This window comes from Legionella gresilensis (genome assembly GCF_900639865.1).
GTDB classification, from domain to species: Bacteria; Pseudomonadota; Gammaproteobacteria; order Legionellales; family Legionellaceae; genus Legionella_C; species Legionella_C gresilensis.
In genome coordinates, this window is sequence record NZ_CAAAHX010000004.1 from 41,182 (window position 1) to 58,525 (window position 17,344).

Consider the following 17,344-nt stretch of genomic DNA (forward strand, 5'->3'; position numbering starts at 1 on the left):
AATAAAATTTCCGACTTCAGCAAGGAGCATGTATGGGGTGGTGGGATAAAAGCAATGAGCCAAACAACGCTGTAGGGAATAATATAGTTTCTCAAGCAACCGACACAGGTTGGTGGGATAAGATAAAAGGATGGGGCAGCGCCTTATGGAATAGTAACATAACTGCTCAAGTAACGACGAATGTTAGTAGTTTTACTTATAACACCATTTTAAAATCTGTCGAGCTTGCACCTGCAACTGTTAAAACAGCTGCCTCGGTATTTACACATGCACCAACTAGAAGAATTGCTTATAATGTTGCACGTATTTTTGTTGAAGATATTGCGCCCTATGTTGCAATTAATTATGTCTTTGATTCACTAAAAAAATACACTGAAGATGAATTAATAGAAAAAGATGCTTCTTGGGTAAGTACTAGTGCTTTTTTACAAACTTCATTAGCTTTATTACAAGTTGCTTTATGGGCTTATAATACACGAAAAAAGACGCAAGCAACGGTACGTATGACTGTTGTAGCTATTGAAGCGGCTAAATCACTAAGCACAGTTAACAGCGACTTACCAAAGCAAGTCTGCATTGACAAAAACTGTGACTTATTCCGTTATGTACGGGGTAATTTTCGTGATCTTACAGCCTTTTGGGCTACGGAAGTAGCTTTATCCTTAGTGGGGTATCTGCCGCTGGGTGATAAAATTGTACCCGTTTTATCTGTCTTTCACCGCGGACGTTATGCCTTAAGTATGGTATTACCCGACTTATGCCAACGTCATCAAGTAGAATATTTAAAAGAGTATGCTGAGTTGCCACTAACGTTAGGTATCAACGAATTAATTTCAACAACCTTATTGAGCTGGGGTATTGAATCATTAACTGGAATACCCGTAAATTATTATAAACCTTTTGTATCTCAAGCGATGCTTTTAACGCAAATCAGTGTTGTAGCACACTCACGTTTGCCACCGCCCGTAATTCAATCGCAACGAAAAATTATTGACCCTATCGGCGCCTACCAGAGCTTTATTGGATTTATTTTTGACATTGTATCCTCTGGCCTTAAAAAACAACTTCCTCTTTTACTTAAAGGACCGCCAACTGATATTCCTTGGCAAACAATTTATAACTTAGCCAAAGAAGTACAACAAAATCCTTATACCCAAAGGATTGAAACAATCATTTTACCGCGCATGCTTCATAGTTCAGAAGCCTTTATTTCTGACCCCGTTATTCAACCTTATTGGCTATATTTACGTGAGCGCTCTATTTTAGCTTTAAAAGCAATAGAAAATTCAAAAGAATCATATTTAAAGATTACCAAAGTAGCAACAGTTGATCCTGGAAAAGCAGCTAAGTTAATGTTAATGAGAGTAGCAATTTCTGATCCCAAAAAAGCGGCCAAGTTATTATGGTTAATTTTTGGTATACCTAAATCTATTGGGCGAGAAGTGTTAACATTACTGGGTAAAAAAGAATTTATGCTTGATCTGGGCTCTATACGCAGAAAATTAGAGACTTTAGAAGTTAAAAAGTCACTTAAAGAGGTTGATTTAAGTCCTTTAACGATTCAACTAAGACAATCAGAATCAGATCCTAAAAAGACATTAATACCACCACCTCTACCTAGTGAAGATAAGGATGAAAATAAAAAAGTAGATGCTAAAGCGATAATTAATCCGAGAAAGAGCTCTGGTACTAATCTAGCAAAGAATATTATTATTACTTCAACTCGATCAGTACCACATAAACAACCTAATAATTTAATTCAGTCTAAATTTACTTCCCCTACAACCTCTAAACTATCAACAAATAACCTTCGTATGTTCCCTACAAGTGAAGAACCTAATCAAAAAAATAAGTCTGAACTCGATTCCATAGATAGTATGAGCTTATTCATATAGACATTTGTTAATTAAATTCGCCGCAGGCTTACTGCGGCAGATTTAATCATATGAGTGTTAAAATTCGACAACGGCCGCACTTATAAGTTTTATTTTAGTAAAATTTAAAATCTAATTAAATGCTCATTCGCTATAACTTTAACAAAAAGATTTAGCTGGATTTGCCAAATTAATAATGATAGTGTTATATTGCCGGACAGTTAATCTAAATTAGATACTTTACCTGATACAGGTTTTTTGTAATGCCATCCTTGATCGGAGAGAGGTATAAGTCTATCTACTGAATCAAAATAAAAAAGTTACGCTAGTAGTGGCCCAAATATTTACTGTAAACGACAAGAGAATTAACTCACTCGTTACAGAAAAAACTAGTCGATTACTTAAGGATTTAGACGTTGTAGTTTTAGTAAATGGTTTTTAATATGAATTTAATTGCTACACCATTTTACGATCGTAGGTTCATGTCTCTTACATTAGCAATAGTAATTTGCTTAATTCTTCTAATCAATGTTTCATTCAAGATAATTGTTATTCATGGTCTATTTTTTACAGCTAATAGCATCTTATGTTCTTTAATTGCTGGCTTATACCTTTTAGTATTAAAAAATTATAGTTTAATGCAACAACGGCAAGTTTTAAATCAATCTTTATTAGCCTTGTATTTATTTTCTATTGGCGTTTATCTTTTATTAAATTTACCTTCGATAGGCAATATACGTAATACAATTGCTTATCAAATTGTCTTTGAAGAAATACCGCGAAAATTTTTCTCATCAACGATTGCTTTTGGTATTAGCTTTTACCTACCTCATCTGCTAATTTCATCACGCTATCCTCATATTTTTAATTCACCACGTAAATGTATGCTGCTGGCTTTATTAGGAGGCTATGCTTTTTTTTCTATTGATTTTTTATTACTTTTTTCTGAGCCATACACTAAGAATTTTGGCTTAATTTATATGGATTCTTTGCTAATTACAGCAAGTATTTTATTGCTTATAGGCATTAGTTTTTTAACCTATCTGCTTACGCTACATAACAGTAAAAATTTTACCAAACCTGATTATTTTTTTAATCACTATTATCATTATTTAACCGGCTTAGCAGTTATCGTTTTATTAATTTGTTTTGCTTGTGAATACCGCTTAATCTCCTTTGGGGATCATTGGATCATAGCAGCTAATGGCATTTTATTTCCTTTTACCATGCTAATTAGCAGTTTAGTAGGAGAGCTATTTGGCTATAGGGCTAATTTATATTTAATATTTATTATGATATTAGCTGAATTAGTTTTTGACTTGCTTTTTTTATCCACTATCTTACTACCTTCTCCTGACTTTTTTAATTTAAATCCTTATTATTCTTTTATAATGCCAAAACGAATTCCTTTGGTAACATTGGCAATATTAATTGCTTTTAGTAGTAATGCATTTTTACTTGAAAAATTTAATAAAAATAATTATATCACTTCTCGTTTTATACGGATTTTGACTGCTAGTATACTTGCTAATACCTTACTTTGTATTATCAACTATACTATTTTGCTTGCTGGTATTTATCCTTACGAAGAACTCTTTAATCTAAGTTTAAGTGGTTGGATTTATAAATTTATAGTTACTGTTCTTAGTTTACCTTTTGTCATTTATTTATATAATAAATTACAAAAAAAACAGAAATTGAAAGTTCTAACTTAGCTACATGTTAATTAACGTGAATTCGATATCAAATATATTTGATATATTCCATGTCGAATTTATTTATATTTAATCTGGATCCCGTACAAATGCTTCGCATTTTATGTGATAACGTTCGTTTAGCGCCATGAAAGAGCCTTCGTCTCTTTTATGGCAAACTCATGTTAATTATTTAAATTAAATAATACATGTTGAATATTTTATTCTTTCTTTTTTATGGGTCTTTTCCAACCCAAAATTGTTTTTTGTCGATTTTCGCATATTGTTAATTCGCCTGCTGGAACATTTTTACGGATGGTACTACCAGCACCAACTGTTGCATAAGCCCCTACTGTAACGGGCGCAACCAATTGGGTATCTGAACCAATAAAAGCGCCATCTTCAATAATAGTTTGATGTTTATTTGCGCCATCATAATTACAAGTAATAGTACCAGCGCCAATATTAACATCTTTACCTAAGGTTACATCACCTAAATAACTTAAATGACTGGCTTTACTACCTTCAGCAAAAACTGCTTTCTTAGCCTCAACAAAATTTCCTATTTTACATTGTCGTCCTAATTGAGTGCCAGGACGTAACCGAGCAAAAGGTCCTATTTGACATTGTTCTTCAATTTTACATTCTTCAAGAACACTATTTGCTAAGACTTCAGAGCCAGCGCCTAACGTTACATTGGCAAGGACACAATTAGGTCCTATAGAGCAATCATCTCCTAAAATCACTTCGCCAATAAAAACACAATTAACATCAATAAATACATCGCGGCCACAAATTAATTTACCACGTATATCAATACGATTAGCATCAGCAATCATAACGCCACTTAGTAATAATTGTTCAGCTTGACGTTGCTGCCAGGCTCGCTCCATTTGCTGTAATTGTAATCGGGTATTCACACCTTGAATTTCTAAGTTATCTTCTGTTGTAAAAGAATTAATGCTATATCCTTCCTGAACAGCAAAAGAAATAATTTCAGTAAGATAATATTCCTTCTGAGCGTTATTATTGTTAAGTAAAGGTAGCCACCGTTCTAAGTCTTTAGCTGGGATACAACAAATTCCAGTGTAAATTTCATTAACTTGCTTTTGCTCAAGACTTGCATCTTTTTCTTCAATAATTTCTTTTATAACACCGGTATGATCACGAATAATTCTTCCAAGTCCGGTAGGGTCAGGTAAATTTGCTACTAATAAAGCAAGGGAGTTAGTAGGCTTGTTAGAAGAGCTATAGCCTATTTCAACTAATTTTTGCAATGTATGTAACTGGATTAAAGGAACATCCCCTGAGAGGATTAAAACTTGGGAATTAATTGAGAGATGAGGCAAAGCTTGTTTAACTGCATGTCCTGTACCTAGCTGTTGATCTTGTAAAATCCAATTGACTTCTAAATTACCAAGCTCTTGTTTGACCTGTTCGCCGCCATGGCCATAAACAATATGAATAGCGGCTGGCTTTAATTGTTGGGCTGTAGTAATAACGTGCTGCAACAAAGGTAAACCTGCAAGGGTATGCAATACTTTTGGTTTAGCAGAATACATCCTTTTACCTTGCCCCGCTGCAAGTATAATAATCTCTAAAGACATCATTACTGTAATTTCCTTAAGCTAATTGGCATCATCCTAGCTGCTAGATACCTGATTTAAGCAATTTGATTTGATATTGCTAATATTATAATTACTGCTATGATAAAAAAATTGCGCCACAAGGAGTAGTGTAAAATGACTATTTTTCTAAAAATAATTCGTGATCACTTAATTAATGAGTTAACAGATTATATGGGCAGCTCTTCAGCTGCAGATAAATCTATTTTTAATCTTATCTCTCAATCTTTAAGTGCTGGTCGTGAAGCCACGCTTTCAAGTAAAAAACGTGGTATTGCAAGTCAGCTAATTCATGCATTAAATAATCTTGAGCATTCTCTTCCTGCCTTAACAAAATTAACTACTGCAGAGGTAAAAGAATCAAAGAAAACTAAAAGTCCAACTACTTCGGATAACCCTGATGAATCTATTCTACGACCACAAGTGATCACTATTCCAGATAAAGCTATTGCAAGACAAATCATTAAATTATTAAACGAGGCGAAAGAAGACGCTAAAAGAATTAGTGACGCTTTAAATTATGATGAAGGTACATTTGGCCCTTTAATTCTAGACACTATAAAATTAATTGAGAATTTTTTAGAAAAATTAACTGATATGCAGCTAGAAAATATTTCTGATAACTCAGATCCCTATAATAAATTCTGCTATCACATGGCAAGTTATTTATTCAAGAATACTTTATCTGAACTACATTCTAGCACTTTAGATAAAATAACAAATAATCCTAAAATAACTAATTCTCGCAAACTTACTCGAGAGAAAGAAATACTTGTTAAGGAAATGATTAAAACATGCAAAGAAGATTTAGATGGATTAGATAAACACAATAGTACCTATCAACAGCGCCGACAAAAGTGTGTTTTAGATAATATAGGTGAACTAAAAAGAAGAAATCTTAGTAAAGTTAATGAATATGGTATAAATGTGAGCGTACCTATTACCTTTGCTTTTTTCTCTACGCTTAATATTAATGCACCTAAATTAGGTCCTGAGGCAGGCACCCTTAATGAATGTTTAACTAAAGCAGAAAATGAAATAAAAATGGAAAATATAGAGCATATTTCGTCAATTTCGAGCTTGACTTCACTCTAAGATGAAAATCTTGTATAACCTATAAATAAATATTACCCGTAAAATGCTTGCGCATTTACGGGCTCCTAATTTCTAAGGCATTATCCTTATCCGCTACCAATGAAGCAACATTCTATGTGTTAAACAACTGCTACTTACGCACTAAGTTCGCCACTTAAATTTGTCTCCATTAATTTCTTTATGCGGTCAGAATTAAGATTTTTGCTCAACAAATAGAGTAATTTACAGTGTGCCGCTTCAGGTGTCATATCACGTCCACTAATTAAACCTGCTTGCTTTAATCCATGACTCGTTGCATATTGACCCATTTCAACCGAGCCCTGCTGACACTGCGTACAATTTACAATAATAATATTACGCTCACACGCCTGCTTCAGTAAATTTAAAAATTTTGGATCATAATTAGGCGCATTACCTGAGCCATAGGTTTCTAAAACTAAGCCTTGTAGAGGCTGCTGTAATAAATAAGCTAAAATATCGGTTAAAAAACCAGGAAATAAACGTATATTAGCAATTAAATGAGGCGAAATTGTTTGTAATTGTAATTCTTTTGTTGGTTTAGGCAACAAAAGTTTATGATGAATATTAATAGAAATTCCAATGCTTGCAAGGTGAGGATAATTAGGCGAATCAAATGCTCGAAAACGTTCAGCACTGATTTTTTGGGTTCGATTACCTCGCAATAATCGTTGATTAAAATAAATACAAACCTCATGGATTAGCTCATGAGCACATAACCATAATGAAGTAATCACATTATCAGTCGCATCATTTCTTACTTCTGATAAGGGAATTTGTGAACCTGTTATAATTACCGGTTTAGCAAGGTTTTCTAACATAAATGATAAGGCTGAAGCCGTATAAGCCATGGTGTCAGTACCATGGAAGACAATAAAACCATCATAGGCTTGATAATGTTCAAAAATATCTGTAGCAATACGATTCCAATCAGTCATCGTCATATTAGAAGAATCAAGTAAGGGTGCATATTCTTTAATATCATAATCAGGCATATCAGGATGATTTAAGGAAGGGATTTGAGCCAATGCCTTTTCAACATAACCCAGTGCAGGTTCATAGCCACAATTAGTTTTAACACTACTAATCGTGCCACCGGTATTTAAAATTAATACTCGTTTCTTCATGTCACTAATTGATTTTTAAAGGATCACAAGTTTACCACAATGAACTAATTTTTTGAGTAAATTAAAAATTGAAAGTCGTTAGATTAATAACTTTTGACCAGGGAAATGATTAGTCTTTAATTAAAAATTGAGTTGAGATTTATGAATTGGCTTATAAACACATATAAAAGTACTAATTATTAAGATCTAAATAATGCAGTGTCTTTTTCCACTTATTTAATTAAATCCATCCCAGTAGAGTTATCCTCTTCTCTTCGCGCTTTTTTTGCTAATTGTTTGGAAAAATTCCGATCAAACATTGATCTTCTTTCTTCTAAAAACCTCTCTTTATGTAGATAAGAAGCTTCCGTTAATATCTTCTCTTCAATCTCATTGCCAACTTCAATCTCTCTTTTAGACTCTTTCTCCATTGGGAGTGGTAATTGATCTTGGTCAGTATCCTCGCTGACAACCTCAATTTCTCTCTTAGAACTTTCCTCCATTGAGATTGGTGATTGATTATGACGCTCTTGCTTAGTATTAAAGAAGCCTGCTGGGGTCATTGTTTTTCTTTTTCTATTTTGCTTTGCCTGTTGTTCTTCTATTAAAGTCTTATCTTCTTCAACCACCTGCATTGGCTCTATATTCTGCAACTTTTTATTTTGTCCTATTATGATATCCTCAGCGAGGCGTTGAAGGTCTCTAAATGTAGGTGCCGGCGTTAAATTCTCTTTAGCCGCTTTATTAACTTGAGCTTGATAGACTTCAACTAATTCTATTGCTTGCTGTCTTTCTAACCCTTTAGCTTGTAAAATCGCTTCCATTTCAGTATTAGAATAGGCCGGCAAAATAGCCTTCATAAGCCGTCTCGCCAAAGCCTCACTAGGATGCCGACGGCCAGCCATAGTTACAGGATTTTGCGTACCAATAATTAAAAACCCAGGTTTCGTAGGTCTTTCTTTTTTATCATTATACCCCATTAGCAAATCATTAATTAAACGCTCCATCATGGGAGAGCTGTTAATTTCATCAATGACGACAACAGCTCCCTCATTAAAGGCTTTTAATAAACAGGCCTTTTTCTCTTCTAAGGATAAACTTACAGGGATATGATAAAAAATATTATCTGATAGTGGCACTGTTGTGTCATAAATAGAGACTTTTTGATAGCCTTGGGAGAGAAGCGCAGCTATCACAAGTTCGCTCTTTCCTGTTCCCGGCTCTCCTTCAAGAATTAATCCTCCTAAACCACCGTATTTTTGCGCATCCTCTATGCCCTGCTGTTTATACGTACGCAATGCTAATAAATCTTGCAATTGTTGCCACATCGGTCTACGTGAGGGAGTTAATAAAAAATCCTTAGTCACTGCAACCGTTGTTGTATCGCGCTCTATTATTGTGACATCTGGTTTGAACTGCGTATCGAAGGTTAAACGATTTTCTACAGGCACATTATCAACAGCCACTTTGTAGGAATAAAATTTAGCTATGTCATTTAACTCGCTTAAGCTTAAGTTAGGATGCTCTTGCAAATATGAAGTGACAAACAGTGCCATCATCTGGACTTCACGTGGTGAAATTAGTACCTTATCGGCTGAGCATTCACATAAAAAACGATAGACGTTAAGGAATTCACGGCTGATTTGTAAAATATGCTCATTGTTAAGTTTACTGCCAACAAAAACTGGTCTTAATATATTTTCATAAATATACTCTTGCGGCATGGGCTCAAAGACTACAGCCCGACCATGTTCTGCAAAAAGAGATGCTAAATGGCGCTCATCACCATAATTTAAAGGATTACCCGCAAAAATGACTTTATGATTTGGACTTAATGGATGAATAATACCATCAATAAGTATTGTGGGCGGATTGTTAAATAATCCCTTAAATACACTAAATTCACTAGGTAGTAAGTTAGCTTCATCAATAAACAAAATCTTTTGCTGGTCAGGCTTATCATCCATCGCCCAATTTAAAAGATTATCTAACCCTTGATATAAAGTGACATTATTTTTGTTCTTAAACTGCTTTTCAACAAAGGTTGATTTTCCTACGGCCGTTAAGCCAGTTAAAAAAACATAAGGACTGTAAGCCAATACCTCATTAACTGCCGCTAACCGTTGTCTATCAAATTCTTCAGCAATAGCAGCACTGTTTGCTTCATCGAAACCTTTTAGTTTCACGCCACCAGATATACCATGTAAACCTGCCCAATTTAGTTGACTATTAGTCTCGTTAGGATGATGACGTAAATACAGTAAACGTGAATAAAGCTTAGTAAAGGATTCTTGGCTAAATAAATTTTCCTCTTTCAGTTTATCAATTTCTTGAGGAAATAAAGAATATAATAAAGACCACTTATCCATTGGACTTACATTATGTACTTGAGTAATAGGTAGATAAGAAAAACTATTCTTATCGCTTACTAGCACAAGCTGGCCTGATTTTAATTTATTTAAGTTACTTAATAAAATTGGTGCTAACGCATCAATTAAATCTTGGGAAAAATGGCCTTTTAAAATAACAGGGGTACCTTCATCTATCGCCGTTAATAAAGCACGCTTATAAGATTGAAAAACTAATCCTTGCTCATTATTAAATTCACCATGAATATGGGTTAATAAATCATTAGGCTCACATTCGGAAACATCAATCACTCGATAGCCTTTATTCTTCAACGATAATTGATGAATAGTTGCACCAATATCATCGCTTACGATGGGTATAATCGAGTCGTTAGAATTACCCTGCCAAGTTTGAATCTCCTGGGTAACCTTTATAAAATCAGGTCGATTTAAAGCCACTGGTAAATTAACACCTGGCGCAACATCAACCGTTAATCGAACTTTATGTTTTTGGCAAGCTGCTAAAAATAGTGCCCATTCATCTTCAGTTAATTCATGTGTTAATAGTACCTCTAGAGCCTGACCGTCATATTTTTCTATTAGGCCTGGAATATTAATTAATTGTTTGTTTTGACAAATATATTGATTTAAAAAAGTGCTGAACTGCCCGGGATTTAGTACTTGAGCTTGCGTATTAAGGCGGCTGGAAATCTGTACGTTAGTCAATAAATCAGCCCAATTATAACCTTCGCTTACTTTTAACTGTAAGTCTTTTGGCAATAAAATTTGTTCCCCTTCATGAAGGATATAACCTAGTGCAAGCGCTTGTTGCCAGAAATGTCTAAACTCAAAATCATTCCAAAGGCCATTCTTAATTTCAATTGGCATTGCTTTTTTTAAAGCCGTACTAAGCTCACCTTCAATAAAGATAAGCTTATCGCCCTTAATAGCCCAATAACCTAATAGACGTTCTTTCCAATCAGCTGCATGATATAAATCAATTAAAGTAGTTTCACTGGTTATTTCAGCAGCATGATCTATCGTAGGTAAAGGCGCTAATTGATTGAGTTGATCTAATAAAATGTCAGACGTGATTGGACAGGCTTCAACAGCATCAAAACGTGAATAAAAATCTTGACCCTGATAACAGTCTGGTTTCTTAGTATTAATTAAGCCAATGACCTGAGTATTATCTGGTAAAGGGGTCCCATCTGCATGAGGTGCTTTATCAATTAAAGCATTTAAGTTTACAATATCATTAGCATCGAAATTATCGTAATTAACGATTAAATAAATTGGCGTTTTGCTGGTTCGGTATGCTTCAAGAAAATCATATAAGGGGCCACCAGGCCCTTTTTGTAAAACGCCAAACTCACCCTTACGTTTTATAAAAGGAGCTGAGCAAACTAAATCATCAGGTGAGTTAATATAGAAGCATGGGCTAGAAGTATGTTTACAATAATCCTGTAAGCTAATTTGCAAAGCATTAATCTCATCAGAATCTGAAAACTCAACTAATGTTTTTTTCTTTTCTGGCGTTGTTAAATGCTGGCAATAACGTTTAACTGAGCTTATTTCTGGCTTTGATTTCTTCCAAGTAGCCAAATATCTCGCATATTTAGTATAGGCAGCCGTCATGTTAGCCGCCTCCATGGCTACTGGTTTTGATGCTGATTCGGATTCAATCAGGTTATCTGGATTGTTAGAATCATCAATGTTCAATTCAGCCGGATAACCACCTAAATCAAGTTTTATCCATTGATTAGATACAAATGCTTCGGCAAAGGCATGACATGGATTGCCTACATATCGCGTTGGCACCTGAGCTTTATGCAAACGGTTCATTATGGTTTGAAATGCCAGAGTACGATGGCGGCAAGCACCTTTTTTCTGATTAATGATACTCTCTAAATAGTCTTTTCCAGTTGGGTTTGTTTTTTCAAATTTAAGCTCACCGTCAGTAAATTTTTTATTAAAAAACTCTTTCATTTTTTCATAATATGAAACTTGATCAGCAGGTAATTTAGGTTGTGGTTCTATTTTTAATAAGAATGAAATTTTGACTGTTTTATCTTTAGGGCCATACAGATAATATAAATTATCACGTTTAGAATATATAAGCTCAACACCAGGAACTGGCGGGTCAATATGATAGTGCGTCAGTAGTTCATGAGCAACCCAAGAATCTAAAGCGACGCCATTTGGCGAAAGAACAAGATCTTGATGGCCAAAATAGTAAGTCGTGCCACTTTGCTTTGCTTTCTCTTCAGCAACAAGCGTACGTCCCTTGTCAATAATTTCTGCTACACTAGATATTTGCTCTAGATTAGTAGGCTGAACAAGAAGGGGGTCGCCTACATTATGTAATGAAAATGCTTCCTCTGGCGTACACGATTTTGGGTTAACTCTAAAATCGTTAAAGACTTGTTTACGATACATCCTTACGCTAGGCACTGGGATATCTGGATCAAGCGGAAATAGGGTTTGTTTAAGATTATATTTTCTGCTTGGATCTAATTTTGTGTCTGCATCCATCGTTGCTGAATCATCTACAGAATGCGATTTAACCATTTTATCTGATGTCGCTTTATGGTTAGATTGCTTTTGTAATTTCCTTACTTGCTGGCTATTACTTTCTTCAACTTTTTCTAAAATATGTAATAAATTCCGCTCTCTTAGTAATTCTCTTAATTCGTCATCAATTAAAAGCTTAGGACAATCTCCTATATCAATTTTCTTAAGGTTAGGCGCTGCCTTAATTATTGCTTTTAAATTATGAAGACTTATATCGCTACTCGTTAAATTAAGTTCCTCTAGCTTAGCTAATTGAAAATCCTGGGTATTTTTAAAAGTGGGAAATATTCCTTTACAGTCAGATAAATCAAGTATCTGTAACTCAGCTGCTTGCTTAAAAATAGCTTCTAGACTAGATGTGTTAATTTTGTTATGGCTTAGACTAAGGTATTTAACATGACTAAAATTAACTTTATCTGTAAAATCAATGAATTCATTTTCTTCATCTAGTGAGTCACTTGTTAAGTCTAAATATTCAAGTACATTGGTTTTTTTTAATAAAAAGTTCAAGCTTGCTCCACTAATTTTAGTGTTTTGGGCTACAAACTTTTTAAGCTTTGTTAAATTAAGATCTTGGGTAACATTATCTTCGAAGGTAGCAAAACTTAACTGCAACACAGTAAGCCCTTCTGCTTTTTTTAACAAAGCGTAGGTAAGGCAATCATCAGAGCTAGTAATGGTTTGAGAATTAATCTCTAGTTCTTTTAGCTGAATAAATTTAACTTCGGCAGGTAAACTAACTCTTAAATTATCATTTTTTCCTAAGCTCAAGGTTTCAAGGTTTTTCGCCTGAGCTAAAATAAAAGCTATATTTTTTTCTGTAATATTACTGTCGATTAAGTGTAACGTTTTAAGATGCTCAAAATTAAGAGTCAGTATAGCTTCATCATCCCCTAATCTTGCGCAGGCAGTTAAATCTAATGATTCAAGGTTTCGGGCATGTTTTAAAATTTTCTCTAAGCTTGCAATATTGATATTGCTATTATTTGCGTCAAGTTCCTTAAGGTTGGAAAAGTAAATCCCTTCTTCTATTAGAATACTATTATTAAGTGCTACTTCCTCTATATCTAATATTTCAATAGCTGGCGCTCGCAGCGAAAAAGTAAGTAAATCCCGTAAATCAACTTTTTTTGAAGTAAGTGTAAGTTCTCTTAAGGAGCTAAAGGGTGTATCAATAATATTTGCTAAGGGAAAGTGATTTAATTCTAAGGTTTTAAGTGAGCTCGATTGTTGGAAAATATCCTGTAAATGTGTTGGCTGTAATCTATAATCGGAACTATAATTAAATGTTTCTATTTTTAAATGATCCAGATGGTCTAAATGCAAATTTTTTGTAAAAGATTGTATATCTGTCAGCTTTACTTGCTGTAAAGTTAAGGATTTAAGTGCGCTTGCTGATATTAATAATGACTCTAAGTTTGCTACACTGGTAGTAATGCTTTCTATTGAAAGTGCTTCAATGGTTTTGAACTCAGGTAAATTTTCAAAACCTGTACTTAAACTTAATTTCTTTAAACTGAGAGATTTAAGCTTAGGAAAATAACCAAGCAGTGTCGTTAACTCTTCTGCCTTAAGCTCACCTTCAAAATCAATAGTTAGTTTCTCTAAATTATTTAATTCTGAAATGGATACAATCTTATTATTGATTGTTAACGAACCCTCTCTTAGAAGTTTATTAAGTTTCTCTCTATCAAGCTTAAGTTGACTATATTGAGTATAAATGGGTAACTCTTTCGATAATACCAACAATAAATTATTAATATTTAATGATTCGGGTAAGCTGTCTAAATCAAGGTCTATAATAACAGCGTCAAAAGGAGGTATCGCTTGTCTAAATGTAGCTAAAACAGTATTTATATCACTAGTTTCTAAATCACTTACCAATAATTGTTGGCTTGTCAAACTAACAGGCGTTTTTAATAAACTATTCAACCAATATTTATCTAGAATCTTAACCTTATCATGCTCAACAGGTGTAGCAGCTATAACCTTGCTCTGAATTGCAGGAGTAATTAACTCACGAATTTCTTTCTTCTTTAGGCAAGTAATATTTGTTTTATTTAATGCTATTATTCTACCATCCTGCCAAAGGTAGACTGGAAAATCATTTTCCATTAATTGTTTAATACTCTCTATTACCCTCTCAATTTCCCAATCTTCTAAGTTCTTTAATGTCCAATCTGCAATGACGAGGGATTTGGGCTTAGGCTGGCTTATTACATGGGCCTGTTTAAAAGGTGCCTGATTTCTAAGGACTCGATTGACAATTAACTTACCCTTAGGAATACGGCTAAAAGCGTCTCCTTCACCTTTGCTCTTAAAATAAAATGACTTACTGTACATAAATGGATTGACATAAAAACTTGTATTATATTTTAGCAAATATTTAAATAATGCGCTTGTTTGAAACATATTGATTAAACTTGAATCAATTAAGACTTTAAATCTCAGTAACTGCAACTTTAAATTTGGATTTAGAAAATTCCCTTTATTAAGTTATATAAGTTATTTATTTAAACCTATAAATCCTAAAATTATTTAACTAAATTTTTCAAAAGCTTATCTCATACGCTTAATAATTTTTATCAAGAGGGCGAGATTTTATTTCTGTGCCTTACAAAATTAGTTTAACAATGCATTACATTTTTGAAATAAAATTATTTAATTTGATAATATATTACCCAAAAAGATTCAGAAAAATTAGTTTGCAAAACTGTAAAATATTACAAATTAACCTATTAGTTTAATAAAATCTGTGTTAGAAAAAACCTTAGTGCGGTATTTAGAAGCAAGATGCCATTTTATTTAATTTTTGGGTAGTAACAACATGAGCAATAGCCTTTGGAGTCTTATACTCGGCCAAGAAGGATTAAATCGAGCTCGTAGTTTATTTGTGAATTTGGTCGCCAATCCTAAAGACCCCTTTGCTGATTTAAAATTTGAAGAAGCTCATCAGTTACGTACCTTACTACCGTCGCTTTCAAGTTACTATAGCTTGGAATTAACTCATATTAACCCGGCCTATTTTAGGTATCTAAATGATAAGCAACGAGAAGAGCTAAGAGATAAGCTATTTTTCATGCTTTATATTTTTGCGCTAGAACATACTATCCATTTAACAGAAGATCGCAAAGCAAAGAAAGTTGAACTAGAAGCTAAACTCAAACAATGCAGCATACTTTTAGATGAATTAAGAAAAAGTACTCTTCCGTTAACCCCGCAAAGTCAATTAAATAAAGAAATCGATAGTGCCGAAAAATGCTTACATTTATTAGGGTATACTATTGTTGCCCCCATTATTATAGAACAGGCTTTGGCTCTCCTTAATGCGAGATATAAAGAATCTAAACAAATTGATATTGATGTTAATACGGGAAAAATAAACGAATATCTGACTGATATAAACAATGCACGCTTATATTGGATATGGGCAGGTGGTTTACTAGGTAGTATTTTTCAAGCAATGTCTAATACACCAGCGCAACAACATTTAAATATTATTGCGCCTGCCACAGGCTATATGAGCTTTATCCTCTATTATACCCGTTTTGCTGTAAATATTCTTTTACTACTTAAGCATACCATTAAAGGTTTTTGGATGAGTGCTACTGAGCAAGAAATTGATTTACCTGCTTGGGAAAAATTCAAAACTCAGTGGCAGCAGCGTAAATTTGCACTATTAAATGATTTAATCTGGGGACTAGCTAATATGGCTTGCTACCTTTGGCTTAAAGGTGATGGCAAGCTGGGTTACGGTGGTAATATAGTCTGCGCTGCTTTATTACTTATGGACTTAAGCTTATCAATATGGCATTACAAAGAAGAGAAAAGGGAGTTCAACGAAAAAATAATAGCCATTCGTGAAGCTGAATTCTTATTAGAAGAACGGCTCAAAACTAATTTAGAAGAGCAGAAAAGGAAGAATAAGGAATTAGCAAATGCCGATCACGTAAGAGAAGCTTTATTGGTTTTATTAAAAGAGGAGAGAGAGCTAAAAAATAAAATTGCTGAAAATGAAAAGTTAAAGAAAGATATTGAATTTAATTGGAAATATACTCGTTATCAACATATTAATAATATAGCTTACTCTGCAAGCTTATTTTCAAGTTTTGCAATTATGAGTAGTTTTCTTATGCCAACTCCTTTAGCAGTGCATGTATTAGGTCATACTGCTTTATTATCAACAGGCATTGTAGGAGCCGCACTATGTTTTGCCTTCACTACTCTTTATGCTGCTATCACTTATGGCATTGAAATAAGTAAATTAAAGAAATCAAAAAAATCAATAGATAAGAATTTAAAGCAATTATATAAAGAATTTAAAGAGTTACAAAATGATGATGAAGATTCAGAAAATCAACGTAAGCAGCTTTATTTACGCATTAAGGGATTAGAAGCAGAAGTAGACTATAATCAACGACTAATTTTATTTCAAAATTTTAAATTAGCTAAATCTATTGTAAGCAATGTCTTAATTCCTGCACTTGTCTTTATTGCACTTGTCTATATGCCATTTGGCATTGGTGCTGCTGTAATAATTACTAGCCTCCTCTTAATAGCCTTAACTAACGTCTTAGTAAATAGACAGGAGCCCAAGGCGCCTACATTAATTAACTTTAATGAACATGCCTATCAGCAGTTCCAACAAGAACAAGATGATGTAGCAGCTGTGGAAAAGAACACAGGAAGAAAAATTAATCGCTCTAGTTTTTTTTACTCACCAAGTATAGAACAGGAATCGACCGTAGAAGAAAGAGAGCCACTTTTATTAGGAGTAAGCGCAGCAGCAAGCGCGACTGGAACCTAAGAACTAATTTGTGCAAATTCACTATTCATTTCATTGATATCCTCATAAATATAGCCTTATTACGTAATTTTCTCTCAGAGTGAAATTTGGCATGCTTTAAATTACTAACAATATGTAAAATAGAGCGCCAAAAGATACAAATAGATAGTTTAATTAAACTTGTTATGAACTTGGCCTATTATACTTTATCAATTTACTGCGTT

General features: G+C 33.7%; 7 protein-coding genes. 4 read left to right on the plus strand and 3 right to left on the minus strand.

The window, feature by feature from the left end; all coding sequences use genetic code 11:
- Window positions 1-32 precede the first annotated feature (32 nt).
- Window positions 33-1,895 (plus strand): hypothetical protein, encoded by a 1,863-nt coding sequence (locus E1P04_RS05515; RefSeq protein ID WP_131781933.1) that lies wholly within the window; start codon window positions 33-35, stop codon window positions 1,893-1,895.
- Window positions 1,896-2,317: 422 nt separating this feature from the next.
- Window positions 2,318-3,589, plus strand: coding sequence for a VUT family protein (locus E1P04_RS05520; RefSeq protein ID WP_165482688.1), 1,272 nt, complete (start codon window positions 2,318-2,320; stop codon window positions 3,587-3,589).
- A 200-nt stretch (window positions 3,590-3,789) separates the two neighbouring features.
- Here E1P04_RS05520 and glmU read toward each other — a convergent pair whose 3' ends face one another.
- Window positions 3,790-5,175 (minus strand): bifunctional UDP-N-acetylglucosamine diphosphorylase/glucosamine-1-phosphate N-acetyltransferase GlmU, encoded by a 1,386-nt coding sequence (gene glmU / locus E1P04_RS05525; RefSeq protein ID WP_131782206.1) that lies wholly within the window; start codon window positions 5,173-5,175, stop codon window positions 3,790-3,792.
- 135 nt (window positions 5,176-5,310) lie between these two features.
- On the opposite strand from glmU, the gene E1P04_RS05530 reads away from it, so the two are divergent.
- Window positions 5,311-6,288: a hypothetical protein gene (locus E1P04_RS05530; RefSeq protein ID WP_131781935.1), complete on the plus strand. Its 978-nt coding sequence runs from the start codon at window positions 5,311-5,313 to the stop codon at window positions 6,286-6,288.
- A 134-nt stretch (window positions 6,289-6,422) separates the two neighbouring features.
- On the opposite strand, the gene ansA is transcribed toward E1P04_RS05530, so the two are convergent.
- Together ansA and E1P04_RS05540 are read right to left on the minus strand one after the other, a co-directional pair.
- On the minus strand, window positions 6,423-7,433 hold the full coding sequence (ansA, locus tag E1P04_RS05535; RefSeq protein WP_131781936.1) for an asparaginase: 1,011 nt from the start codon (window positions 7,431-7,433) through the stop codon (window positions 6,423-6,425).
- A 212-nt stretch (window positions 7,434-7,645) separates the two neighbouring features.
- Window positions 7,646-14,677, minus strand: coding sequence for an AAA family ATPase (locus E1P04_RS05540; RefSeq protein WP_165482689.1), 7,032 nt, complete (start codon window positions 14,675-14,677; stop codon window positions 7,646-7,648).
- 484 nt (window positions 14,678-15,161) lie between these two features.
- On the opposite strand from E1P04_RS05540, the gene E1P04_RS05545 reads away from it, so the two are divergent.
- The gene (locus tag E1P04_RS05545; protein WP_131781938.1) at window positions 15,162-17,141 is read left to right on the plus strand and encodes a hypothetical protein; all 1,980 of its coding nucleotides are present in this window, start codon (window positions 15,162-15,164) and stop codon (window positions 17,139-17,141) included.
- Window positions 17,142-17,344: the final 203 nt, after the last annotated feature.

Excerpts from the sequence above, each read along its gene's own strand:
- E1P04_RS05540 (WP_165482689.1), bottom strand. The coding sequence starts at position 14,677 with ATGTACAGTAAGTCATTTTATTTTAAGAGCAAAGGTGAAGGAGACGCT.
- E1P04_RS05530 (WP_131781935.1), top strand. The coding sequence starts at position 5,311 with ATGACTATTTTTCTAAAAATAATTCGTGATCACTTAATTAATGAGTTA.
- E1P04_RS05515 (WP_131781933.1), top strand. The coding sequence starts at position 33 with ATGGGGTGGTGGGATAAAAGCAATGAGCCAAACAACGCTGTAGGGAAT.
- E1P04_RS05520 (WP_165482688.1), top strand. The coding sequence starts at position 2,318 with ATGAATTTAATTGCTACACCATTTTACGATCGTAGGTTCATGTCTCTT.
- glmU (WP_131782206.1), bottom strand. The coding sequence starts at position 5,175 with ATGTCTTTAGAGATTATTATACTTGCAGCGGGGCAAGGTAAAAGGATG.
- E1P04_RS05545 (WP_131781938.1), top strand. The coding sequence starts at position 15,162 with ATGAGCAATAGCCTTTGGAGTCTTATACTCGGCCAAGAAGGATTAAAT.
- ansA (WP_131781936.1), bottom strand. The coding sequence starts at position 7,433 with ATGAAGAAACGAGTATTAATTTTAAATACCGGTGGCACGATTAGTAGT.